Here is a 24,580-nt window from a genome sequence, read left to right as displayed (position 1 = left end):
TTAGAGTCTTTTGCATGACTATAAATAAAGTATACCATGTTTTGCTATGCAAAAACGCTGCTTTCATCCCACGTCTAAAGACGGACTAAAGTCCTGCGTGGGCTTTCACACTTCATAAATTTTGTAATAAAAAATATACAGTGAGCATAGGTGAGATATATATGAGAAGTACATGGAAAGAGTTCAAGGGGATGGACCTTAATGTATGGATTCGCTTTATTGGAGAAGCTTTAAATGGTATTGCAATGATGATGTTAATGCCATTTTTCGCATTATATTTAAAGGATAAAGTAGATTCTTTGCTTGAGGTAGGTGTGATCATAGCTTTATCTCCAATTGCAGCAAGTATAGGCTCGTTAATTGGAGGACATATAGCAGATACTTATGGCCGGAAACCAACTATGGTACTCTCTATGGCTAGTAATGGGTTATTAATGCTGTTTTTTTTGTTCATAGATGGTTTTATAGCATATGCAATCTTATCTATCGGTTTAGGGTTATGTAACTCTTTTTTTGAACCAGCCGCATCTGCGATGGTTACGGATGTAACAGAACCAGAAAAAAGAACTGAGGCATATGGATTACTTAGAATGGCTCATAATATAGGAGCAGCGATAGGTCCTATAATTGGCGCAGCAGTTGTAGTTGTATCAAAAGATGTCATCTTTTTGATTACTTCTGGAACCATGCTGTTTTATACAATATTAATGGTACTGTTTTTAAAGGAAACAAAACCTAAAAATGTCATGATACATGAAGAAACACCTGGAAATTCAATAAGATCCACATTAAGAGTTGTTATAAGGGATAGGATATTACTTTTCTATATAGTTACAGGAATCATTATATTTATGGGATTCTCGCAATCGGAAGGTATGTTACCGCTTCATTTTAGTAATGAGAAGACAATGATTTTTGGGAATAGTAATCCATTTCCATATTTAATGACGTTAAATGGCCTATTAGTTGTTTTTTTTCAATTTCCCATTTCAAAATGGTTAACTCACAAATCGATTGGGAAATCAATGCTATATGGCGCAATTCTTTTTGGTATTGGTCTTTTGGCAATAGGATGGTTACCAAAGTGGTTTCAAGTAATAAACACAAACGATTTAGTTATTTTAGTTTCATTATTAATAGCTTATACAGTTTATACTTTAGGAGAAATGATTATGTCACCTGTCCAAATGACTTTCGTTGCTAATTTAGCTCCAGAACATTTGAGGGGTACTTATATGGGAGCCGCTAATCTGCAGTGGATTACAGGTAATATATTAGGGCCTCTTTTAGGCGGTTTATTACTGGAGCATCTTCTAGGGCATATATTATTTACAATCTTAGGTGTGGGATGTGTTATGTCTGGATTTGTTTATTTATTATTAGATAAACTTGTTGAGAATAGAAGTAAACAGATACCTATAAAACAAACATCTTAATTTTAAAAGTGTTATCAAGTTGAAAAAAATTTCTATTTTATGAATTAAGTAAAGCGCACGTTTATTAACAATAAACGTGCGCTTTGCTTATTATCATTTATAGTGTATTGAAATTAATTCATACATAGTAACTTTGACAGGCTACGGTTTTAATATGATAAAAATTAATTTGATTCTTCTTAGTCGACTACAATCAGATTTCTTGTCTTATCGATATGGTTAATTAACATACGATACTCTTCTTCGTATGTAGTTAACCGTTGGAGAAGGGATTTATTCTCTGCCGTTAAATATTCAATTTGCTGTTGTAAATCGTTCACTTCACTCACTGCTTTATAATTTTGTAGAAAGATAATAATGTCATCTAATGTAATAGATAAAGAGTTTGTTTCTTTTGTTTGTTGGATGGGGGACTTGTTATTTCCAGTTTTTTGATTTTGTTTAGCCTGTTGTATTTCTTCTTCGTATTGTTTTCGTAAGCATGAGTTCCAACGAAATCCGCAAGCAGCAGGTGTCCTAGCTAATTGCTTAGCTACCTCTTTAAATGCAGCTAATTGTGTTCCACCGTCACGAATATTTTGAAGTACTATTGTTGCGAGAAGTGAATCGTTATCGTTAGTCCAGGAATCTTGTCTTGAAATTACCATTTTTCAATCCCCCTTATATGCCTTTAATTACATATATGCAATTACTTAAAATGATAGAAGTCCAATTTCTCTTAAAATGTAAAGGTTTTATACTTAAATAAGAGATCGGTTTAATATGAGGAGAATAAGACTCAAATTAAAATAATTAGGAGTAAGTTGATAGAAGTATACCCTCTTTAAAATGCGAAATTGCATAAAAAATAAGGTTGACTATTTATTATAGTTGTAACTATACTGGTTACAGTTATGTAACTAAAGTAATAGATTTGAAGGTATGAACTAGTTGTATTAATGATATATAAGTGAATATAAAAAATGAATGGAGTTGAAAATATAACCCTAAATATAAGACGCTTGTATAAAAAAGAAGTTAGGTAATCTATAGTTTTTTATAATCATATATAAATTAAAAGAGGTGCACGATTTGAAAATTTTTAAGGGAATTCTAGTTTCTTCAATTGCATTAACAGCATTTAATGGGGTGGGTGGACTACTCCCAAGTGAAAAATCAGAAGTTGCCTACGCAGCTAGTTACGATTATTCAAATAAGCAATTGAATTCTATTGTACATAAGCAAGTTACTAAACAATTAATTTTGAAATTTAAAAATGAAGCAAATTTGCCATATCAGGATGGGATAGAAAAATTCATTAAAGAAGAAAAACAAGACCCTGAATTAATTGGAATTTTAGCCGAATATCAAAATGTAACTATAAATCGACTTTTTAGTTCTTTAAATCCTAAAGAAATTAAAAATCTAGGTAAAGAAATAAAAGACTCTGATCATATTTCTTCTAATTTGCTAAACTATTATATTGTAGAAACCCAAGGTGATATTGATGTACAAGCATTGCTTGTACAATTTGAGAAATCATCTCTTGTTGAAACGGCATATTTACAGGAAGAAGAAGCTCCATCTGAAGAGTGTTTATCCAATTTATCATTTTAGCCAAGAAGACTCCTTCCTCAAGGAACGTGAAGGGCCACAGCCTAGTGAGTAGGTGGGAGATGAATGGGATGGCAAGAGCCATCTTAATTGTTCGCCAGGTAGTAAAGTGTTACTTGACAAATTGTCATGATCATTTTACTATATGTCGAATGTACGTTCGTTGTATAGTAGATATATATCGAAATGGAGGTGAAACTTATGATTATCAATAAAGCATATAAATTTCGTATATATCCAAATAAAGCACAAGCAACTCTAATCAATAAAACGATTGGTTGTTCTCGTTTTGTATTCAATCATTTCCTATCTCTATGGGATAATGCATACAAGGAAACAGGAAAAGGTTTGACATATGGTACATGCTCTGCCAAACTCCCTGCCATGAAGAAAGAGTTTGTTTGGCTAAAAGAAGTGGATAGTATTGCGATTCAGTCGTCTGTTCGCAACCTTGCGGATGCTTATACACGCTTTTTCAAAAAACAAAACAGCTCCCCGTGTTTCAAATCTAAGAAGAACAACGTACAATCTTATACCACAAAACAAACAAATGAAAACATTGCCGTTGTAGGCAACAAAATAAAATTGCTAAAACTAGGTCTTGTTCGATTTGCCAAAAGTCGTGAAGTAAAGGGACGTATTTTAAATGCTACGGTTAGAAGGAACCCTTCTGGTAGATACTTTGTGTCATTGTTAGTGGAAACAGAAGCGCAAGAACTCCCGAAAACACTTTCTTACATTGGAATGGATGTAGGGCTAAAAGACTTCGCGATTTTGTCAGATGGAACAACCTATAAAAACCCGAAGTTTTTTCGATCGTTAGAAGAGAAGTTGGCAAAAGTACAGCGTGTTCTTTCTAGAAGAATGAAAGGATCTTCTCGCTGGAATAAACAAAGAATTAAGGTAGCTAGAATTCATGAATATATAATGAATTCTAGAAAAGATTACTTGGACAAAATCTCAACTGAAATCATCAAAAACCACGATGTTATCGGTATAGAAGATTTGCAAGTATCGAATATGTTAAAAAATCATAAGTTAGCAAAAGCAATTAGTGAGGTATCATGGTCACAGTTTCGAACCATGTTGGAATATAAAGCAAAATGGTACGGCAAACAAGTCATTGTCGTATCGAAAACATTTGCTTCAAGCCAATTATGTTCTTGTTGTGGATATCAAAACAAAGACGTTAAAAATCTAAATCTACGTAAATGGGACTGCCCTTCTTGTCGTACACATCATGATAGGGATATTAACGCAAGTATCAATCTAAAGAATGAAGCGATAAGGCTTCTAACCGCAAGGACTGCGGAGATAGCCTAATAAATTAGAGTTCGATAGAACTCTTTACTTAGGAATCCCCCACTTTCACTTCTAAACGAAGTGAAAGTGGGGGTAGTTCAAGACAAATCTATATACTTCTAGCTTTAGTGGAACATCTAGTGCATCACCTATCATTGCTGCTGCATCAATTCAAGGAATTACAAAAACTAATCTGGGAAAAGTATATACACCAAGCCAGCTTAGAGATATTTTAAGTGATCCTAGTACAGGAACGAAATCCAATGATCCAGCCTCTGATAAAATTGGTGTTTTACCTGATTTAAAAGCCATTGTATCTAAACTTGGCTTTTCGCCAAACTTAAGCAATGATTCTCCCATTGTATTTCCAGAGGAACAAGAAATAAATAAAGGAAATGAAGGAACTACTATTACATTTCCGATAGAGGATTCCACTAATAGTGAAGGGAGCTCTAACTTCATTTTCCCAGAATAATTGTAGAAATCTCTTCTATTTAGTATAAAAGAATCTTATATAGCTAGTTGTTTATGATCCTATCTGTTGTATTTTTAGTTAAAAGAGAAAAATGTTTTAATCAATTTTTCTAAATGGATTCTATTTACTGTAAAATGAAGGTTGAACTATATTGGAGTGTTTGATCTGAAGGTTTTGTTATTTTATATCAGATAAGGATGCTTTTAATATGCACAATAGAGAATCATTCCAACACTACTTATTAATGAGAGATTTTTGGTTTAAACTTTTTTCATAATTTATTACATCATCCATTTTTTAAATACTAATACATCAAAGATTACTTTTTCGTTGCCAAAAATAATGACATATCCATTACTTGTTTGTAGTACTCTTCCTATATTTCCGTCTGGGAGTGGGATCTTATTTTTGGTTGTAGTATCGCTATTATTTGTTGTACAACCGATTAAAGAAGTAAATAATGTTTCACAAATGATAAACATTGAATATCTTTTAAACATAAAACAATTTCTCCATTCAGTATTCAGTGAGTCAACGAATTAGAATAGCAAATGTATACGGTTAATTTTTTATAATATGTCTGTCATAAATATAGAAAATATGTTTTTTAAGGGGGGACTCAAAATATTAAAGTAAAACTTTATTCTTTCTTAATATAAGAATATATTATAGATCATAAAATTTTAAGAAAATAGCAAAATGATTGAAAAGATTTCCTTTTTTCTTTAGGGGAGTGCGAATTTAAAATAAAATCACCATGATGGAGAGATTACTTGCATATATGAAGCTATTGTAACAAAGTCTTTTAAAGTTACTTGACGATTACATTTGTAAAAAATATCCTCTGATTTTTATTATATTATGCTAGGTTTTATTGCATAGTTTTTAAAAGTAAGCTAGAATAATTCCTAGTAGAATATTTTTAATATTCGAATAAGTTTTTTAGTGAGCATATAATCTTTTTATCAAATTATTAAAATTTAATTTATAAAGTGGTAAGATTATATCTTTTTTTTTTGAATTTTTATGTTGAATTATTAGATTATTAACAATATAACAATTCTCGTTCGAACAAAAAATACTTATTTGGGGGAAATTAGAAATGAATAAAGAACTATTTGATTTAGATATTAATAAGAAAATGGAAACACCTACTGAAATGACTGCACAAACTTGAGGAAGTATTCTTAAAGTATCAAGGGCTGTTTGTAAAACAGGAACTTGTATTTGTACTACTTCATGCTCTAATTGTAAGTAAGACTAGTTATCTAATTCATTAGAATTTGGGAGCCTATAAAAGAGCCATTCTTTTATAGGCTTTAAAGTTTTTATATACATATCCGTAAAATATTTTTAATAAATAAACAAATATTAAGAGCGCATATAATCTTGTTATCAAGTTATCAAGTTATCAAAATTTAATTTATAAAGTAGTAACATTATATTCGTTTTTTTATTTGAAATATTTTAACAAAAAACTTCTTTCCCCTATAAAACTTCAAAAAATTTCAATAAAAATACTTTTTAAGGAAAAAAAGTATAAATTTTATTATTTTTATGTTGAATTATTAGATTATTAACAATATAATAATTCTTGTTCGAACAAAAAATTACTTATTTGGGGGAAATTAGAAATGAATAAAGAATTATTTGATTTAGATATTAATAAGAAAATGGAAACATCTACTGAAATGACTGCACAAACTGTGCCAACTATTCTTATATCAAGGACTATTTGTAAAACATTAACTTGTGTTTGTACTACTTCATGCTCTAATTGTAAGTAAGAAGAGTTATCTAATTCATTAGAATTTGGGAGCCTATAAAAGAGTCATTCTTTTATAGGCTTTAAAATTGAATTTATAAAGTAGTAACATTACATTCAGGGTTTATTTTTTGAATATTTCAATCAATATTATCTCTATAGAACTTCAAAAAAATTCAATAAAAATACTTTTAAAGGAAAAAAAGTATAAATTTTATTATTTTTATGTTGAATTATTAGATTATTAATAATATAATAATTCTTGTTCGAACAAAAAAATACTTATTTGGGGGAAATTAGAAATGAATAAAGAACTATTTGATTTAGATATTAATAAAAAAATGGAAACACCTACTGAAATGACTGCACAAACTTGGGGAACGGTTGTTAAAGTATCAAAGGCTATTTGTAAAACAGGAACTTGTATTTGTACTACTTCATGCTCTAATTGTAAGTAAGAAGAGTTATCTAATTCATTAGAATTTGGGAGCCTATAAAAGAGTCATTCTTTTATAGGCTTTAAAAGTTTTTATATACATATAAGAATATTTACATGGATTTATAGGTAGGTGTTAATGTAGATGGATACAATCAGGGAAAAGTTAAGTAGTTATAAACCAAACATTTACTGTTGGAATACAAGTAGATTAAGTGAGCAATTCAAAACTTATGATATCGAAATTGGTCACCCAAGTATAAAAATTGCTATTTTGGATAGTGGCTGTGATTATCTTCATTCAGAATTAAACGATAATATCCTTATTAATAAATCTAAATCAATGATACCTTATGAAGATAATATTGAAGATTACACTGGTCATGGGACAGCAGTAATTAGTTCTATTATAGGTAAGAAAAATGTTAAGGGAATTGCTCCTGCAGTAAGCATCCTTAGTTATAAAATTGTAGATAAGAATGGATATGGAGAATTAAGATGGACTATTAATGCTATTAAACTAGCTATTCAAGAAAATGTTCACATCATAAATATCAGTTATACATCTAATAAAATAGATGATATCGATATGATTTATGAATATAAAGAAGTTGTTGAGGAGGCAATTAATAAGGGGATATATGTAATATGCGCTGCTGGAAATGAATGCAAAGAAATAAAACAAGATTCTGAAAAAATTCCAGCTTATTTATCGGAGGGGATAGCTATAGCATCTACAGACTATAAAGGAGAACTGTCCTCTTTTAGTAATTATGGAGTAGGAATAGATTTCTCCATGCCATCAGGTGGATTTTCACAAGGTTTTCCTTCTCAGTATGGACTTGTTATTGTGGCAAAACCTCGTTCAATGGCAAGGTTACATTTAGAGGATCAATACCAAGTTCCAAAAGACTATACTCTTACTATGGGTACTAGCATATCGTCTGCGTTGTTTAGTGGAACCATCGCTTTGTTATTGAGTAAATACTATAGATTATATAAAAAGTTACCTAAGAGAAATGAAATTTTAAGCTTAGTTAAGTTAAGTGGTAAACAAATAAACAGGCATTATTCAATGGTTGAAGTGAATACGTATAGAGCTCTAAATGAGATTAAGTAAGGAGGAATTAATGTGAAGCAGCAATTACTAAATACATATATGTATCGTAAACCCATTTTAACTTTAAATGAGTATCAAGAGCTTTTTGATTCAAAAATATCAACTTTAGAATACGAAAATAAGATAAAAGAGATATTCTCAGATGATAAATTACAATTAGCTATATATATATCAAGTCCTACTATGTATGAAGCTTTAAATAGGTTAGAGAGTTTAGACTCTAAAAAAAAGAGGAATTTTTTACATGGTATTACTAAATTTCTAATAAGAATGTCTACAAGGCCAACTCCTTTTGGTCTCTTCGCTGGTATGGGAATTGAATCTATCAATAATAATGGTAAAGGATCATTCAATATAGATGCTTATTTTAGGTTAGATTTTTCCACAATATATAAAATCGTCGAAGTGCTAGAAAATCAGGATGAGATTTTGAAAAAAGCGAATATTAGATTAAATAATCTTCTTTACAAACATGGTAATAGGATGAAATTACCATATCAAAGTAATGTGCATAATAAGGATAATATAGATGAGCATATGAAAATTATGACTGTTAAAAATAGTCCAGTTTTAGATTATATATATAAAATTACAAGGAATGATATCAATTTTGAACAACTTGTAGATAAAATTAATCAAGAGTTTAATACTGAAGATACTACATCTAAAGGTTATTTAAAAAAATTAATGGATAATGATATTTTATTCTCTGATTTAAGACCAGCATTATCTTCTAATGATCCCTTTAAGTATCTCATTACTATCTTAGAAGAAAAGAATATTAATCACGAATTATTGGGCAATTTAAAACAAATTGATTTTTCATTAGATAAGTTTAATTTAACTAAAGAAGAAATTTCTGTTGAGGAATTAAGTGATTTTAAATCACTTTTAAAAACCTTTAAATTATGTGGAGAAAAAGACATAAGAGTAGATGCTAAATTAACTAATAGCTCGGAGTTAGCTTTAGGAGATGAAGATATAGCTAGCTTAGAAGAATTAAGTAGAATATTTAGCTATCTAGGATGTATAAATCCACTTCAAGTTCTTAATTCGTATAAGGATTCTTTTATTGAGAAATATGGTCCTTATCAAGAAGTGCCGATATTGGAACTTTTAGACGAAGATTTAGGTTTAGGAAAGCCTAATGATTACGTAACGAATGGAAACTCTCAACCACAAATAAGTGAAAACCTTAGAGCAGTTAGGAACTTAATTCAAAAATGGCAGACCGAGGCTCTTATTAATAATGAAAATATTATTCTTGATGAAGACAAAATTAAAGAAATTAAAAAACACATCAGTAGAAATGATATTGAAAAAGAAAATATTGATTTAGAACTCTATTTTAACTATTTTCAATGCAAAGGTGCAAACAAATTTTATTTAGTTCCTAATACAGGTTCTACTCAAATAGGTAACACCTATGGAAGATTTAAATATATGTTTAACAAAAATGAAATAAATCAATTAAAAGATTTTAATGAATTCATAGAAGATCAAGATAGTAGTATAAAATTTGCAGACTTAAGGATAAATCCTGACAATAGCAGTTTAGCTAACATTATGAATTCACCTAGTGTATATAAGAGTGAAATAAATCTTTGTACTAATCCTAGTGAAAGTTGCTCTAATAATATTGATATAGAAAATTTAGTTGTTGGTATTAATAATAATAAATTTTACATTAAAGATTCCTCTTCGAATAATATTATTATACCTAAAATAAGTAATATGTTTAATTATGAGAATGCAAATCTTATATATCGATTTTTAGCCGATATTGGTGCTCTATACAGTGGAATATGGGGAAATATACATCACCATTTTTATGATAGCCACGTATATCCTAAGATAGTCTATAAAAATATTGTTGTTTCTCCAAAACGATGGATTTTCCATCATACATTTACTCAAAAGATGTCTGAAGAAGAATTCATCTCAGTTTTCTTAGATTGGTGTACTAGAAATAACATCACAAATTATATTTACCTCGCCGAGTATGATAATAAATTATTGCTAAATATAAAAAATAAATTACATTTAAGTATAATTTTTCAAGAATTCTCAAAGTTAAAGATGAATGATAGATTAAGCCTTTTTGAATGTGAAGAAGATATATTCGTTTCTTCAAATAAACGTTTTGAAGAATGTGTCTTTAGTTTTAGGCAAACCGATCGAAAAAAAATTAAATTTACTAATTCTTTAAATAGAAATTATCAATACATTAATGATAGGAACCGTGTAAAGTTATTAGGAAGCGATTGGATTTCTTTGCGTGTAAACTATGTGGATTCCAGAGTTGAAGAGTTTTTATCTTGTGGATATAAAGAATTTTATAAACATAATAAAGATATCAACAAGATTGAAAAAGGGTTTTTCGTTCGTTATGCAGATCCTACTCCTCATCTAAGAATACGTTTTAAGCTTTCGAAAAATGAAAAGTATAATACATTTTTAGGTAATATTACTGAATGGTTAACCAATGAGAGAGAAAAGGGGTTAGTCAATGACTTTCATTTAGTATCATATAACCCTGAAATAGAAAGATACGGGGATTTTTTAATAGATAAAGCCGAAGATATTTTTAGTATAGACTCATTAATTGTAGCAGATAGCTTTGAAGGGGATGTACCATTAAGCAGGGAGCTATTTTGTTGTTTAAACATTATGAGTATCCTAAAAGGTTTTAAGTTAAATTTTGCAAGTCAATTGGAAATTTTAAATATGGCTATAGATCCTAAAAAATATAATGAAGCCTATCGAGAAAATAAAGCAAATCTAGATCCTATTATTACAAACATCTATGATTATATTGAGATTCCAATGAGTGAAAAGCTTATTATTCCTACTACATTTAATGATAGAGACAGTGTTATAAGAAAATATGTTGAACTTATAGATGCAAATGAAGATGTTCTTACTAATGTGAAATCTGATATTATTGCAAGTATCCTTCATATGCATTGTAACCGCTTAAATGGAATAAACAGAGATTTAGAGAATAAAATTTTAGGTATGTGTTATCATACCATAAAAAAATATATGAATATAATTAAATATAAATACAATGTATTAGTATGAGGGGTTATCAAATGACTATTAGACTAAATGAAAATGAATTAAAGACATTAAATGAGATTAATCAAAAGTTAATTAAATTGTATAGTGACTTTGAGAAGGTTGAAAGCTATATTAACGATTCTGCTTCTCCTGGGCTTGAGGCTATAGAACTAGTTTCTCTTGCTGGAGGATATGCTGGAATAGCTTTAGCTTTAGGAGTTTCTGATGACGTAACATCCAACCAAAGTACGGATGAAATTTCATATGAGTATATAAAGAGATGCATAGCAATAATTCAAAGCAACCCTACTTACTCATTTTCTTTATTTTCTGGATTAACAGGAATTTTAATTTCATTAAAATTTAACTCCAAAAACGGACAAAGATATAAAAATATAATTGAGCAACTTCTACAAGTAATTACACATAATTATAAGGAATTATTAAGTATAAGCCAGGCTAATCTTATTAATAATACAGTAACCACAGATGATTTCGATGTTATATTAGGGTGGTCAGGTATACTAAGGGTCCTTCTGGAGTTTGATAATGATCTATATGATACAGAATTAAGTAAGAGTATTGAAGATATATCGTTATATCTCATAAAATTAGGAACATTTACAAATAATTCTAAACCGCGTTGGTTTATTGAATATGAACAATTAAGTGATATTGAAAAAGAAGCTTTTGTAGAGGGGTTCTACAATAATGGGATGTCACATGGCATATCAGGGGTATTAGCCAGCCTTTCTATCTTATATATAAAAGGTTATAGATTTAATGGCTTAGAGAACAGTATTAATAATATCAGAACGTGGTTGTTACAAAATATTTTAGAACATAGAGGCATAGAATATATTCCTAATGTTACGGTAGATACTATTAATACTAATACGTTTAATCACCGAGATGCTTGGTGTTACGGAACTCCTGGTGTATCCACTGCCCTTTTCATTTCTGCTATGACAGATGAAAATCTGTATATTAAAGAAAAATCCATAGAACTTTTTAAAACCTTTTTAAAGAGAGCTAGTGAGGAACACAAACTTATATCTCCTACTATCTGTCACGGTTTTGCGGGTATTCTAATGTTATGCATTAGATTGATAAAATATGGTGTAAGTGACCCAGAGATATTAGAAATAGCAAATAATGTTTTCCAAAAATTAATGAGTTTCTACAAAGATAATGAATTGATATTATTTCCTGATTATGAAATAATTGAAAAGAAACGAGTTGAAATTCATAAAATTGGATTATTAGAGGGGGTAACGGGTATATTTCTTATCATTCAATCTTTGCTTCATGACAAGAATGAATGGGATCAAATATTTCTAATATCGTAACGTTTAGCAAATCAAGGCAGCTGGAGGGGTTCGTGATGATTGAAATTTTCAAGACACTAGTTAATTTTTTAATTTCTCTATTTTCAGGAGAATTACCAGGGATATATTATATGTGGATTATTGCTCTATTAATAGTTCATATAATCCAGTCTACACTAAATTATTATCTCTTCAACAAAAAGGAAAAGTTTTCCGATTATACAATGGAAGGATTATTGGCTTTTCTAATTATATTGATTGGAAGCATGTTATTATCTAAGTTACTTGCTTTCATAATTGAAGACTCAGTTATTAATAAGACAGAGTTAACACATTATTTTGTCTCTCTTATAGTGTTAACTATATTTGTGGCTATAGGCTGTATTAAAGAGTTAATAAGGCATACCATAAAAAATAGTAATATGTCTCTTTTAACATTTATAATCGTTTCCTTAATAGCTAGTATACTTTCATTTAAATTATTATTACCTTTAACAGGTGGTTCTTTTACGCTCTCTAAGTCTTTTATTAATACTTTAATTATTGTAGTTACTGGGATAATTGTTCTACTAGTTAGCTTGGAGGAGAAACATGTAGATGAAAAATAATTCGTTAATTAAGACTTTAAAGATTGTTAATTGGCCAATCGCAAAGGTTATAATTGCAATCTTAATATCAATTATCTCTGTTTTTGTGAGTTTACTTGTTCCTATATATATAAAAGAAATAATAGATAAAATTGATTTTACAAATCTTCCCGTAAAAATAATTTTATTAGTCATCTCGTTTTTTATAATTGCATCTTTTCTACAAGGGTTATCACAATACCTTCTGAGCTATATTGGAGAGCTTACTATAAGGGATTTACGTGAAAACATGTGGGAATATATAATTAACTTACCTGTTAAATATTATGATGATAAGGAAACAGGGCAGATAATGAGTAGATTAATTGAGGATAGTTCTATAGTTAATAATTTTGTTTCTATGAAACTTCCTATTATGTTATCTCAATTAATTCTATTTTTTGGAGCTTTGGGTCTAATGGTTTACATGGATTGGAAAATAACTCTTTTCATGTTAATAACAGTAGTTGTAACTACTGTTATTATTATTCCATTAGGCAATAAGATTTATGTTTTATCTACTAATCATCAACAAACTATTGCCGAATTTAGTGGCATCTTAAGTAGAGTATTATCAGATATAAGACTGGTCAAGATAGCTAATGCAGAAAATTTAGAAATTAAACGTGGGAATGATAAATTAGAAAGACTTTTTGGATTGGGTGTAAAACAATCGAAGCTATATTCCTTTATTAACCCTTTAATTACTTTAATTATAATGTTTACCATTATTGGTATACTAAGTTATAGTGGTTATAGATTATCTGTTGGTACTCTTTCCACAGGAACATTAGTAGCTTTATTGTTTTATCTATTACAAATAATAGAACCTTTAACTGGTTTGAGTAGTTTTTTTACAGATTATAAAAAGACTTTAGGAGCTACTGACAGGATACAAGAAATCTATAAAAATCAATTAGAGAATAAAGCTGGCTTTGTTCCCTTGTATGATCAAGATATAAGTTTTCAAAATGTATCATTTTCTTATGGTGAGAAAGAAATATTAAAAAACGTAAGTTTTGTAGCTAAAAGAAATAAGGTAACTGCATTAGTAGGCCCTTCAGGAGCTGGAAAAAGTACAATCTTCTCTGTATTAGTAAAGTTGTATGAGTACCAAGATGGAGATATAATGTATGGAGATCAGTCTATTAATAATATTGATTTAGCTTTATGGAGAGGTAAAATAGGATACGCAATGCAAAATGCTCCAGTTATGAATGGAACTGTTCTCGATAATATTACTTATGGATTAACAAGATCTTATTCTATGGAAGAAATTCACACAGTTGCCCAAATTGCTAACGCATATGACTTTATTATGAATTTTGAAAACCAGTTTGATACCTTAGTTGGAGAAAGAGGAATTCTATTATCTGGGGGACAAAAACAGAGATTGGCTTTATGCAGAGTATTTTTACATAATCCAGAAATTCTCTTGCTTGATGAGGCTACTTCTAGTTTAGATAGTGAAAGTGAAAAACATATTGAGAGAGCTATAAATTATGTAAAATCTAATAAAACAACTCTCATTATTGCTCATCGTTTATCTACTATCATGGCTTCTGACCATATAATTTTCCTTGATGATGGCAAAATAACAGGTCAAGGTACTCATGAGGAACTATTGAATAGTCATGAACGTTATAAAAATTTTGTAACCTATCAAACAATTAAATAGTATGTTTTAACAGAATGCGCTAGCTTCCATACTTTGAGGGTGGAAGCTTTTTTAATGAATAAATTATTATTTGTTTTTTTGTATGAGAAGTAAATTTTAACGTTAGTATTATTTTAATTGTAGAAGGACAAGGTTATGTGTATATTTATTAGATTTTATTATTATTGCTAATTGTAATAAGTTTTTTTACTTATGCACCAGCTATCTAAAAACCTAGATATAACATAATTAATAAGTACCTTCAATTTTTTTGAAACAAAAATGGTGTCAAAGAGCTTTGATATAAATTAAAGTTGTCACCTATTTTTGTTACGGTGCAAACAATCGTTAGCGTGGGTTACATGTTAGTGCGTTGGCGGCACCCCCCGTATTAAAAATTGAGGGCACTTATAGGTCTTATAAATAAAAAAGTACATCACTAAAATAGTTAGTGATGTACTTTTTTATGTGCTGGAAAACATAGATGATCTGAAGGGCATCAAAATACAAGAATTGTGGTGATTTTTGGTGTCAAGAAGATTTATCTCTTTTTTTTCATTTTTTTGTAATCCATAAGGTTGGGGAATGATTATGATATAATAAAATAAAACTTGTAAGGGGGATTGATCAAATGATTTTTCAAAGCATAATCAAGGCTATTATAGAAAAATTACAAGAGACAGTGAATCCCTATTGGATAATTGTGTTTGGATCAACAGCGGAGAACAGAGCACGGGAAGATAGTGATATAGATATAGCCTATTTAAGTGACATAACTTTAGGGAATTATGAACGTTTTTTATTAGCACAGGAGTTAGCAAACATTGTTCATAGAGATGTTGATTTAGTTGATTTATCAGAAGCTTCGACAGTTTTTCAAGCTCAGATTATACATACAGGAAAGACAATATTTTGTTCAGATGAAGAACGAAAAGTTATTTTTGAAATGAAAACTTTAAAAATGTATTCAAAATTGAATGAAGAACGCCAGATAGTATTTGATGATATAAAGAAGAGAGGTTCTATATATGAAGAATGAGGTTATTTTAAATAAAATTTCTACAATAGAGCGTTGTATAAAAAGAATCCAAGATGTGTATGGAAATGCCCCTGAAAATTTAGAGGATTTTACAAAACAAGATTCAATAATATTGAACATACAAAGAGCTTGTGAAGCGAGTATTGATTTAGCGATGCATATTGTTGCAGGAAAAAAATTAGGACTACCCCAATCTAGTCGAGAAGCCTTTGATTTGTTGGTTACAGCAGGATTACTTAGCGCTGATCTAGCAAATAAGTTAAAGGCGATGGTTGGATTTCGTAATATTGCTGTTCATGATTATCAAAGTGTAAATTTAGATATTGTTCGTCAAATTATTGAAAAACATTTAACTGATTTTAAACTATTTACGAAAGAAGTAATGGGGATATTGGAATTTTAGGCGAAAGAACAAAATAATAGAGCTGAGAAAGAAAGTAATTTATAACAGCTATTGAAACAATTACTTAATTTCGTAAAAAGAAAAGCGGTCATAAGATGAATTTGTTCATGTTGAAGTGAATCTTTGCATGAAATGTATGTAGATAATAGTAGGAGCAATATCCATATACAATTTTATCAACAAATAAGTAAATATTTTTAAAACTAATTTTTATACATATAATGTATACCAAAAACAAAAAAGTTTCCATAAGGAAACTTTTTTGTTTTTGGTAAATTTACAACAGTTAATTAATATACAGTTTTTGAGAAAAATGACGAATCATGTCAAATCATCTTCATTTACACAAACATAAACGTAGTATAAAAATGAAGCATATCCAAAATAATTAAAGGGGCTGAAAAATTGATTAAAAAACTTATTATTGGTTCTATTGCTTTAGGCGCAACAATAGGTGTGAGTATACCTACATTTGCTGCAACACTACATTCTTCATCACAGCTTAAAGAAACTCAAAATTCCCATGTACAATCTCTACATTCTCCATGGCAGTATTTAGGGCAAACTTCAAGGGAACTTCAAATTAAAAGTAACAATCCAAAAGTACTAGCTTTTGAACTAGCAAAAGAAGCGCCATTTTACGAAGAAGAATTAGTAGACATATGTTCTGTAATTTTAGATGCAAATGTAGATGTTGTATATTGGACAAGTAAGGAATGGGTTAGATTTGAAGAAGGAAATTATGAGTTTAAACATGAAATTAAAATTTTTAGAGATAAAGAACGTCAGCAATTAATTACTGCACTAGAATCTTAGATCTTTTACAAAAAAGAAGCTATGCTATACTCCCCTTATAGTAGATAGGATAAAGAAAATACATTAACCTGTTTACTATGGAGGGGATTTTTCTATGAGTAAAATTAGAACCACTGATGAAGTAGAATTTAAGAAAAAAGCAGTCGATTTATATTAAAAGAAGGAATGAGATATAAATAATTGGGTCTTTTTTTGTTTAACATGTGTACGTTTATTACTGATGAAAATCGTAATGTAATTAAATCCATGGCTTATATTTTAGGAGTATGTCCTTTAGTATTTATTAATACAAAGGTTTCGTAATATGAATTTACTAATTGTGCTATTTCATATGACTTTAAGATAATTGAAGAAATATATTGGATTAGGGTAAAAGGGTTTAGGCTAACTTTGTACAAGTGGATATTAAAACACTATAGAAAAATAAGGAAAATAGTTATAAAATAGGAAACTGAACGGAACCGTTCGGTTTGTTTTTGTTGTGCAAGATAAAGATAACCAAAGATAAGGGCTTAGGAATTCTTGTCTTTGGTTAAAACAAACACTTAACAAAAATAATCTAGAAGGTATCAGTACAAATGGAAAAGGTGAAGTAGTAGAAGGTTAACGTCTTCCTACTAATAGATTTCCAAAATCAGCTGGATATATAAAAGATGAGATTGCAAATGGGAAAACTGATATTTGTACAATAGATAAGAATTGGCTTCAAAAAATAGAAATTAAACTTTAGCATTATTATTCAAAAGTGTCATAACTAGTATTTCTTTAGTGCAGCTATATAAAAGAGTGCTGAAAATTAGCTGCATTTTAATGCTAATCATAATGGTATCATGCTTTTGTTTTTGTATTGTTGAAAATAAGAAAGGTGAAATCAATGAAAAAATATTGGCATAAGCTATCGTTGCTTCAGAAAAATGTATTACTAACGGTAGTAGTAATTCTAACGCTTGTGGGAAGTATGGGGTTGTTAAGCTTTAACATGTTTCAAAATAGTATGATGTCTATATTTGAAAGGCAGTCTTTTGAAACAGGAGATACAATAATAAATCAATTAGATCTAGAAATAGTAAGAGATGTAGCAAAAGACCCTACAGCACAAGGAGTGAAGAAAGAAAAATTGACAGAGCAATTAGATAAAGCTATAAAAAATATGAAAAGTGTCGGACAAATATATGTTACAGGGGCTAAGCTAAATGATAAAGCTGAATTACAATTAGTTGCTTTGGATACAGAATTAGCAGATACGGTTTCTGTAAAACTAGGTTCTGTAAAAACAGGTGACTATTATGAGCATCCTACTCATTGGAAGAAGACATACGACCAAGTAATGAAAACGAAACAGGCACAAATGACAGAAGTGTATGAAGATGTACTAGGTACATGGGTAACAATTTTAGAGCCAATTACTGATGAAAATAATAATATAATTGCAATTGTTGCAGCGGATTTAGACGCTTCTATTATTCCTCTTACAAAGAAAGAATTTATAGTGCACGGTTTACTATTTATAATCATTTCATTAACAATCGCAATTACAATTCAAATATTCATCTCACAAAAATCTCTATCGCCTTTAAAGGATTTACAAGAAGGGTTACGTAAAGTTGGTGAAGGGGATTTAAGAATTAAGTTGAATGAAAGGTCTGATGATATAGGGATAACTAATATCTATTTTAATAATACTATTAAAAAGTTTAATAGTATTATAGATAAAGTAAGGCAGACTGCTGAACAAGTTTCAACATCCTCACAGGAATTGTCGGTAAGTACCAAAGAGAATAGCATAGCCTTTAAAGGAATTGCAAGTGCTATTACAGAATTAAATTTAGGAGCACATTCTCATGAATATGTAGTGCAAAAATGTTTAGAAATTGTTCAAGAAATGGAAAGTAAGATGGAAGAAATTAAAAGAGCTGCAAAACAAGTTGCAACTGCTTCGGAAGATATGGAACAGCATTCTGTAGAAAGTAAAGATTTGATTAAGCAAATTGTGAATCAAATGAAAAGAAGCCGAGATTCAATTCAAAGTGTATCTTCTAGTATTTATGCATTAGAAGCACGATTTAAGGAAATTAGTGAAATCATTACTGTAATTACAAATATTTCAAATCAAACAAATTTATTAGCTTTAAATGCTTCTACTGAATCCTCATACGCTGGAGAGATGGGGAAAGGATTTTCAGTTGTTGTGGATGAGGTACGTATATTAGCGGAAAGAACTGAGGCATCTGCAAGGGATATAGCTAAATTAATTGGTGAAACCCAAGCTGAAACAAAGGAGGCTGTAAGATCCATACAGAATGGTTCAAAGGAAATAGAATCAGGAATAACACTTGTTCAAAGTAGTGATGCTTTGTTTGAAAAGATTTCAGAATCTGCACAATCTGTTACAAATCAAATTAAAGAGACTTCGAGTAATTCAAGTGATATTTTAAAAGATAATCAAACTATTGTTCAGATTGTAAATGAATTATCATATATTGCAAATACATATGTGAATAGCAGTAGTAATGTAGAGATAAGTATGAAAGAGCAAGAACTGTATGTACAAGATATTGCAGAGTTGGCAAATTCTTTAAATTGGCTCTCCCAAGAGTTACAGGAGTTAATAGGGGAATTCAAAAATAAGTAGGATAGGAGAAGGTATGGGTATGACCTATACCTTTATTTATTCCCATATAAGGGATGAAAGCTTAGGTATATATGTAAATTAGCTAAAAGAATAATTTTTTTGCATATTTTGTTGGAAATAGAGCATGATATTACCAAATTCAACGGAGGTGTTTAAAAAATGCAAATTCGCGAAAATAATAATTCAAACGAAATCTTAATAGCAGCTGCAGCAAGTGCAATTGAACAAATGAAATATGAAATTGCACAGGAGTTTGGTGTTACTCTTGGGCCGGATTCAACAGCAAGAGCAAATGGTTCAGTAGGTGGAGAAATTACAAAACGTTTAGTTCGTATGGCGCAAGAGCAGTTATCTGGTCAATATAAAATTCACTAAAGTTAAAGGTATATCCCATGGAAGGGATATACCTTTTTAATTTGCCTTTAAAGAGGATAGTGAAAATTTTTACTGCTAGTTAAATTTAGACACTGCAAATTTGGCTGTGAAATTCATCTTCTTCATGTAAGAAGAATTTACTCCTGCTTGAAATTGAACCGAAATATTACCGTCTTTTTGTGCTTTGAATACGCGACCGTATGGTGAATTCGCATTGTATGTGCCAATTACTTGATCATCTGCATCAAAGACTGTATAAGAAATTGGGAACCCGGAATTTTGTACAAAGACCGTAAGTTCTTCCCCTTTATTAAGATTAAATGATTCTTTTTGAGAAACCTCATAGGAACTCATAGAGTAATATTTTGTAACTTCTTGAATTTCTAAATTTGTAGTTGCTGCACTCGCTTTAGGTGCCTCTGCTCCTGGTAAGTTCATACCTGATAGTACTGCAATTCCTAATGCCCCTGCTAAAATAACTTTTTTCATAATGCTAGTTCCTCCTTTAATATATTGTGAGATTTGAAAACGAAGTGAAAATACCACCTCTCGAAACCATTATAGTTACAACGAGAATGATTTTCAATGAGATTTAATATGTAATTTTGCATACATAAGATGTCGATATAAGGTAATCTATCCGAAGTTTAAAGTATTCTTAAAGAAGGAGAGAACAACTTTTCAAAACTATGAATGTGATGGTAGCTGGTTTTTACATACGTTGGTTCTATAAGTGAATATTTTGTTGTTTTTTTATTGTGCATTCATTGTATGTAAATAAACAATTAATTATTGATAAATTTTTATAATTTGGAATTATTAAACAAAATAAGAGGTTATATGTTATAATAAAGCTGCAATAAGGTTTAGCATCCTAATCTTATTGTGTATATTTAGCCTAAGTATGTCGTTTGTATTAAAAATAAGAAGTCTCTCAAAAAGAGGCTTCTTATTTTTGGTATGGAGGGGGATTACAGATGATTGATTATTATCAAATTTTTTTATTTACTATGGCAGGTATTGCCTTGTTTTTTTATATACAACATGCTAGAAAACCAACGAAAAGAAACAAGTGGAAATTCTTTGTTGTAGTGTTTTTATTTTTCCTTTTGAATTATTTATTTCTTAGATTTATATAGGTAAATGTAAGAGGGGATACGTTTTTAATTTTAAAATATAAAAAAAGGAAGGTGTAATCCTTCCTTTCATAATCTAGTTTGTCAATGCGAATATTTAATTAACTAATGTCATTGGCGCTGTGTAAATTGTGTCAAAAGATCCGTCAGCATTCGTAATTTCAACTTTATAACGGAATGTGCCTGCATCCCCAATATCTTCGCCATTGCCTGAGAAAGTAACTATTTCTTCATTTGAACCAGCTGGTAACATAGAGTTCCAATTGAACCAAGTTTCATAATAGCCCCAGCCAGTTTCATATTGTTTTTCGATAGCAACTTTGTAATTCACACTTTCAGCTCTATTATTTGTAACTTTTGCAATGACATTTTGTCCAAATCCGTATTCCGTAGCGTGTAATTGAATCGTGAAATTGTTCACTGTTTCGCTAGGGCCACAAATGTAACGACAATATTCGCTCGCTCCATCGGCATGAGCTTTAGGTGTTTCTATATTCATTGCTGTTAAACTACCAAGAGCCAATGTTCCCATTAATAATACTTTACCAAATTTTTTCATATAAAATCCCCCCTGAGTATGTTTTCAATTTGTTTAATAGTTGTCACATCAAGTAGTTATATGACATTAAGCAAATTGAATGTTCTTTTTCCCTGAGTACATTTGCTACCATTCTTCCATCTTGTAGTAATTTAATCTGTACATAAGATTCCATGGTTTTAAATCCTAAATATGTATCTGAATGTACATTGAATAGATCCTTTAATATATCGATGATACATTTGGTTTATTTACTTGTATCATCTCTTCATTACCGTTTATTGGTAAAAAGGTAATGTTATTATACATAATATTGGAATCTACTGACAAGAGCTAATAATTTTGATTTAGTCATTAACAGGAAAGAAAAGTATTAAATTAGGACGGTGTTCAAAAAGAAGATAAAAACATTTGAAATGTGTGAGAAATGATTTGCAGAACAATTAGAGCACAAGTACTGTGGGAGTTTGTAAGTACTGTAACAGAAGAGAATATGAAGCAGAATCAGGAGTTAGAGTCTACACCAGGTTTATTAGTAAATCTATTTAAAACTTGTAAAAGAAACCATTCAAAATCAAAAGAAAGCGAAATAGAAAGGATATTTAAGGGAATTTAAAAGGCCTTGTCATTTTAGACAGGGCCTTCCAAAAAGGGACACAATTGACAACTGAAGTTGACTTCATATTACCATTTTTGGTATTTTAATTCCAGGTATTCATATTGAGAAATAAAATGATTATTTTGTAGAGTGTGAGATGGGGAATACTGCCTATCAATTTTTCAGGACGGGAAGGCATAAGCTGAATTTTTTATTTGCTTTAAACAAGGGATAGAAGAAATACTTTTGCTTAGTAAAGTGAGTTAATCATAGTTCAAATTTATGTGAAAAACTGTTTTCAGGATAGGTAACCTTTTTGTTTTAAAAAGAGAATATATTTTCTCAACAGGACAAATGGTAATCATCTATAAGTACTACTTATAAGGATAATAGGAAAATAGAAATTAATAATAAAGGAGAATGCGAAATGAAAACAGTAGTATCTGATAGAAATCTAGCTGAAATCCGCGAAGAAGATGTAGAAGTCTTAAAGGTAATGGCACATCCGGTTCGGTTACAAATTGTGAATGAATTAATGCACCATAAAATGTGTAATGTTACGCAGTTAACGGAAATATTAAGACTCCCACAATCTACTGTTTCACAGCATCTATCAAAATTAAGGAGAACCGTACTCCGTGCAGAAAGAAGAGGGTTAGAGGTGCATTATTATATAGATAATGCTAAGGCTCGTCAGATTGTAGGAATTTTAGGTTTGTGGGGAAATAATAAGCAAAAAAGTTCTCTTCTTTAACGAATTCCCCTTCCTCAAGCGTGTGAAGGGCGTAGCCCAACGGTAGGTGGGAGATGAATTTCGGTTTGGCATAGCCAAAAACTTTTGATAAACTAGCTATATGAAGTTCTTTGATAACTTGATATATGAGGTTGCAGGAAGAAAATAGAGTGCGAAAACCAAGCCATTCGGTTCCTGCGTAAAATATCAACCGTGCCAAAAGAGCGTCCAAGCGTTGGACATCTAGGGGTGGAACACCCCGAAGTAACGCTCAGGGAGACGAAAGGGTACTTTCGTCGTGGAACTGAGAAGCTCCCACTTTAAGCTTTGCTAAGTGGCGAGTAGTTCACAAGGAACTGTTATAAACGGTGGACAGTTATACGAGTTATATGAACCTGAATATTGTTAAAGAAAGGACACTCATTTGAGTGTCCTTTCTCCGACTTGAACCATCTTAATTTTATTGTGTTGTTATCATATAAGAAAAGAAGACATCGATTAAGATGTCTTCTTTTCCTTGTACAATTGGTGTTAAGAAGGTATTGTATTACTTAAAAATATAACAATCATCGAGTAAGCTTATTATAGCATCAATAAATAGGATTTTTATATGTAATATTGCATATATATAGATTTATTGAAGTTTTATCTATATAGTTTAATTGTCTGTTATTTGTTTTAATTCATTTACTTATATTATTTTTTGAGCGCTCCAGCAATGGAGCCTTTTTTTTATGCAATAAAACATTTTCTTTACATTATTTAGTCGATGTATATTAGCTTTTCCTTCTTAAAAGTTCCCTATATTTTACCAAAACATTGTATAGACGACCAGTCTTTTTATGAGAATTTAGTGAGTTAATAGTATTAAATTTGAAAATAGTTTTTATATCAAAAGTAGTAGATGGATTATTCTGTATGTCAATCGATATGCTAAATTGCATATCGAAAAAAGTAGAATTTGTTAACGTTTTCAAAATAAGGGATATTTTTATAAATTTCTGCTAATATCAAACTTGTACTTATTATAAAACAAGGGGATGTTTATATGTTTAAAAAAGTTACATTAGGGATATCATCATTAGCGGTGGCGGCGGTAGTTGGGTTAGGAATGGCATCGGAGGCATCAGCAGGACCAGCAGCACCTCTAACTTCTTTAAGTGTAGTAAAAGTAGAATCACAATTGGGTGGAGTTGAATACATTAATCCTAATAGTTTTAGTACAACTAAAGATCATGGGGGAAGTTACTTATATGTTTACACAAAAGAAATAGGATATGGCCAGTTTCCTTTTGCCAAAATGAATGGATTTGATGTGAAAAGTATTGGTTCACAAATAATTGGTGGTAATCCTATTGTAGGTTGGGAATATAAATGGGACGCATCAAATCATCAAGAAGGGACTTTTGAATATCAAAAGACTTCAATAAATTATCCAAGAGATACGTGGCGCACTTCATTATATATTAAATAATTAGTTTTATATATTCGTAGCATGAAAATTCCTGC

Annotated in this window: 20 protein-coding genes and 2 pseudogenes; 18 read left to right on the top strand and 4 right to left on the bottom strand. The window is 30.1% G+C overall.

Annotated elements, in window-relative coordinates; all coding sequences use genetic code 11:
• Nucleotides 1–161: 161 nt before the first annotated feature.
• Nucleotides 162–1,436: an MDR family MFS transporter gene (locus DET63_RS18000; protein WP_085313271.1), complete on the top strand. Its 1,275-nt coding sequence runs from the start codon at nt 162–164 to the stop codon at nt 1,434–1,436.
• Between the two features lie 179 nt (nt 1,437–1,615).
• Here DET63_RS18000 and DET63_RS17995 read toward each other — a convergent pair whose 3' ends face one another.
• A complete protein-coding gene (locus DET63_RS17995) occupies nt 1,616–2,083 on the bottom strand; it encodes an RsfA family transcriptional regulator (protein ID WP_113937379.1) in 468 nt (155 codons plus the stop codon).
• Between the two features lie 424 nt (nt 2,084–2,507).
• Between DET63_RS17995 and DET63_RS17990 the strand changes: the two are divergent.
• The 3 genes and pseudogenes from DET63_RS17990 to DET63_RS17975 all read left to right on the top strand — a co-directional run.
• Nucleotides 2,508–3,026 (top strand): annotated as a pseudogene (locus tag DET63_RS17990) (peptidase S8); the annotation flags it as partial.
• A gap of 204 nt (nt 3,027–3,230) precedes the next feature.
• Complete coding sequence (gene tnpB / locus DET63_RS17980) at nt 3,231–4,352, top strand: IS200/IS605 family element RNA-guided endonuclease TnpB (protein ID WP_113937377.1); 1,122 nt, start codon at nt 3,231–3,233, stop codon at nt 4,350–4,352.
• A 76-nt stretch (nt 4,353–4,428) separates the two neighbouring features.
• Nucleotides 4,429–4,806, top strand: a pseudogene (locus tag DET63_RS17975) (peptidase S8); the annotation flags it as partial.
• A 281-nt stretch (nt 4,807–5,087) separates the two neighbouring features.
• Here the strand turns inward: DET63_RS17975 and DET63_RS17970 are convergent.
• Nucleotides 5,088–5,306 carry a hypothetical protein gene (locus DET63_RS17970; protein ID WP_113937376.1) on the bottom strand — a complete coding sequence of 73 codons (219 nt, stop codon included), beginning with the start codon at nt 5,304–5,306 and terminating at the stop codon, nt 5,088–5,090.
• Nucleotides 5,307–6,440: 1,134 nt separating this feature from the next.
• Between DET63_RS17970 and DET63_RS17960 the strand changes: the two genes are divergently transcribed.
• The 12 genes from DET63_RS17960 to DET63_RS17900 all read left to right on the top strand — a co-directional run bounded on the left by DET63_RS17960 (nt 6,441) and on the right by DET63_RS17900 (nt 20,066).
• Nucleotides 6,441–6,593, top strand: coding sequence for a type A lantibiotic (locus DET63_RS17960; protein ID WP_113937375.1), 153 nt, complete (start codon nt 6,441–6,443; stop codon nt 6,591–6,593).
• 280 nt (nt 6,594–6,873) lie between these two features.
• The gene (locus tag DET63_RS17955) at nt 6,874–7,029 is read left to right on the top strand and encodes a type A lantibiotic (RefSeq protein ID WP_113937374.1); all 156 of its coding nucleotides are present in this window, start codon (nt 6,874–6,876) and stop codon (nt 7,027–7,029) included.
• Nucleotides 7,030–7,152: 123 nt separating this feature from the next.
• Nucleotides 7,153–8,127 carry a S8 family peptidase gene (locus DET63_RS17950; protein ID WP_113937373.1) on the top strand — a complete coding sequence of 325 codons (975 nt, stop codon included), beginning with the start codon at nt 7,153–7,155 and terminating at the stop codon, nt 8,125–8,127.
• Nucleotides 8,128–8,139: 12 nt separating this feature from the next.
• Nucleotides 8,140–11,211 (top strand): lantibiotic dehydratase, encoded by a 3,072-nt coding sequence (locus tag DET63_RS17945; RefSeq protein ID WP_113937372.1) that lies wholly within the window; start codon nt 8,140–8,142, stop codon nt 11,209–11,211.
• A gap of 11 nt (nt 11,212–11,222) precedes the next feature.
• Complete coding sequence (locus DET63_RS17940) at nt 11,223–12,539, top strand: lanthionine synthetase C family protein (protein ID WP_113937371.1); 1,317 nt, start codon at nt 11,223–11,225, stop codon at nt 12,537–12,539.
• A gap of 35 nt (nt 12,540–12,574) precedes the next feature.
• A complete protein-coding gene (locus DET63_RS17935; protein ID WP_113937370.1) occupies nt 12,575–13,126 on the top strand; it encodes a DUF5823 family protein in 552 nt (183 codons plus the stop codon).
• A complete protein-coding gene (locus DET63_RS17930) occupies nt 13,116–14,822 on the top strand; it encodes an ABC transporter ATP-binding protein (protein WP_113937369.1) in 1,707 nt (568 codons plus the stop codon). The genes DET63_RS17935 and DET63_RS17930 overlap by 11 nt, the downstream gene beginning before the upstream one ends.
• 610 nt (nt 14,823–15,432) lie before the next feature.
• Nucleotides 15,433–15,840 carry a type VII toxin-antitoxin system MntA family adenylyltransferase antitoxin gene (gene mntA / locus DET63_RS17925; protein WP_098777881.1) on the top strand — a complete coding sequence of 136 codons (408 nt, stop codon included), beginning with the start codon at nt 15,433–15,435 and terminating at the stop codon, nt 15,838–15,840.
• A complete protein-coding gene (gene hepT, locus DET63_RS17920; RefSeq protein ID WP_016093854.1) occupies nt 15,830–16,243 on the top strand; it encodes a type VII toxin-antitoxin system HepT family RNase toxin in 414 nt (137 codons plus the stop codon). The genes mntA and hepT overlap by 11 nt, the downstream gene beginning before the upstream one ends.
• Before the next feature lie 405 nt (nt 16,244–16,648).
• The gene (locus DET63_RS17915; RefSeq protein WP_113937368.1) at nt 16,649–17,059 is read left to right on the top strand and encodes a hypothetical protein; all 411 of its coding nucleotides are present in this window, start codon (nt 16,649–16,651) and stop codon (nt 17,057–17,059) included.
• Between the two features lie 874 nt (nt 17,060–17,933).
• Nucleotides 17,934–19,691: a methyl-accepting chemotaxis protein gene (locus tag DET63_RS17905; RefSeq protein WP_113937367.1), complete on the top strand. Its 1,758-nt coding sequence runs from the start codon at nt 17,934–17,936 to the stop codon at nt 19,689–19,691.
• Between the two features lie 159 nt (nt 19,692–19,850).
• Nucleotides 19,851–20,066: an alpha/beta-type small acid-soluble spore protein gene (locus DET63_RS17900; RefSeq protein ID WP_001167047.1), complete on the top strand. Its 216-nt coding sequence runs from the start codon at nt 19,851–19,853 to the stop codon at nt 20,064–20,066.
• Nucleotides 20,067–20,141: 75 nt separating this feature from the next.
• On the opposite strand, the gene DET63_RS17895 is transcribed toward DET63_RS17900, so the two are convergent.
• Both DET63_RS17895 and DET63_RS17890 read right to left on the bottom strand, forming a co-directional pair.
• A complete protein-coding gene (locus tag DET63_RS17895) occupies nt 20,142–20,555 on the bottom strand; it encodes a hypothetical protein (protein WP_098717920.1) in 414 nt (137 codons plus the stop codon).
• Nucleotides 20,556–21,299: 744 nt separating this feature from the next.
• The gene (locus DET63_RS17890; RefSeq protein ID WP_113937366.1) at nt 21,300–21,761 is read right to left on the bottom strand and encodes a hypothetical protein; all 462 of its coding nucleotides are present in this window, start codon (nt 21,759–21,761) and stop codon (nt 21,300–21,302) included.
• A 1,004-nt stretch (nt 21,762–22,765) separates the two neighbouring features.
• Between DET63_RS17890 and DET63_RS17885 the strand changes: the two genes are divergently transcribed.
• Together DET63_RS17885 and DET63_RS17875 are read left to right on the top strand one after the other, a co-directional pair.
• Nucleotides 22,766–23,092 carry an ArsR/SmtB family transcription factor gene (locus DET63_RS17885; protein ID WP_113937365.1) on the top strand — a complete coding sequence of 109 codons (327 nt, stop codon included), beginning with the start codon at nt 22,766–22,768 and terminating at the stop codon, nt 23,090–23,092.
• Between the two features lie 1,027 nt (nt 23,093–24,119).
• Entirely contained in the window at nt 24,120–24,545 is a 426-nt protein-coding gene (locus tag DET63_RS17875) for a DUF4879 domain-containing protein (RefSeq protein ID WP_002017095.1), read from the top strand.
• Nucleotides 24,546–24,580 lie beyond the last annotated feature (35 nt).

It is taken from the genome of Bacillus sp. DB-2 (assembly GCF_003315125.1).
Lineage (GTDB): Bacteria > Bacillota > Bacilli > Bacillales > Bacillaceae_G > Bacillus_A > Bacillus_A mycoides.
Note: the sequence above shows the minus strand (reverse complement) of the source record. Positions and strands in the feature narration are given on the sequence as shown.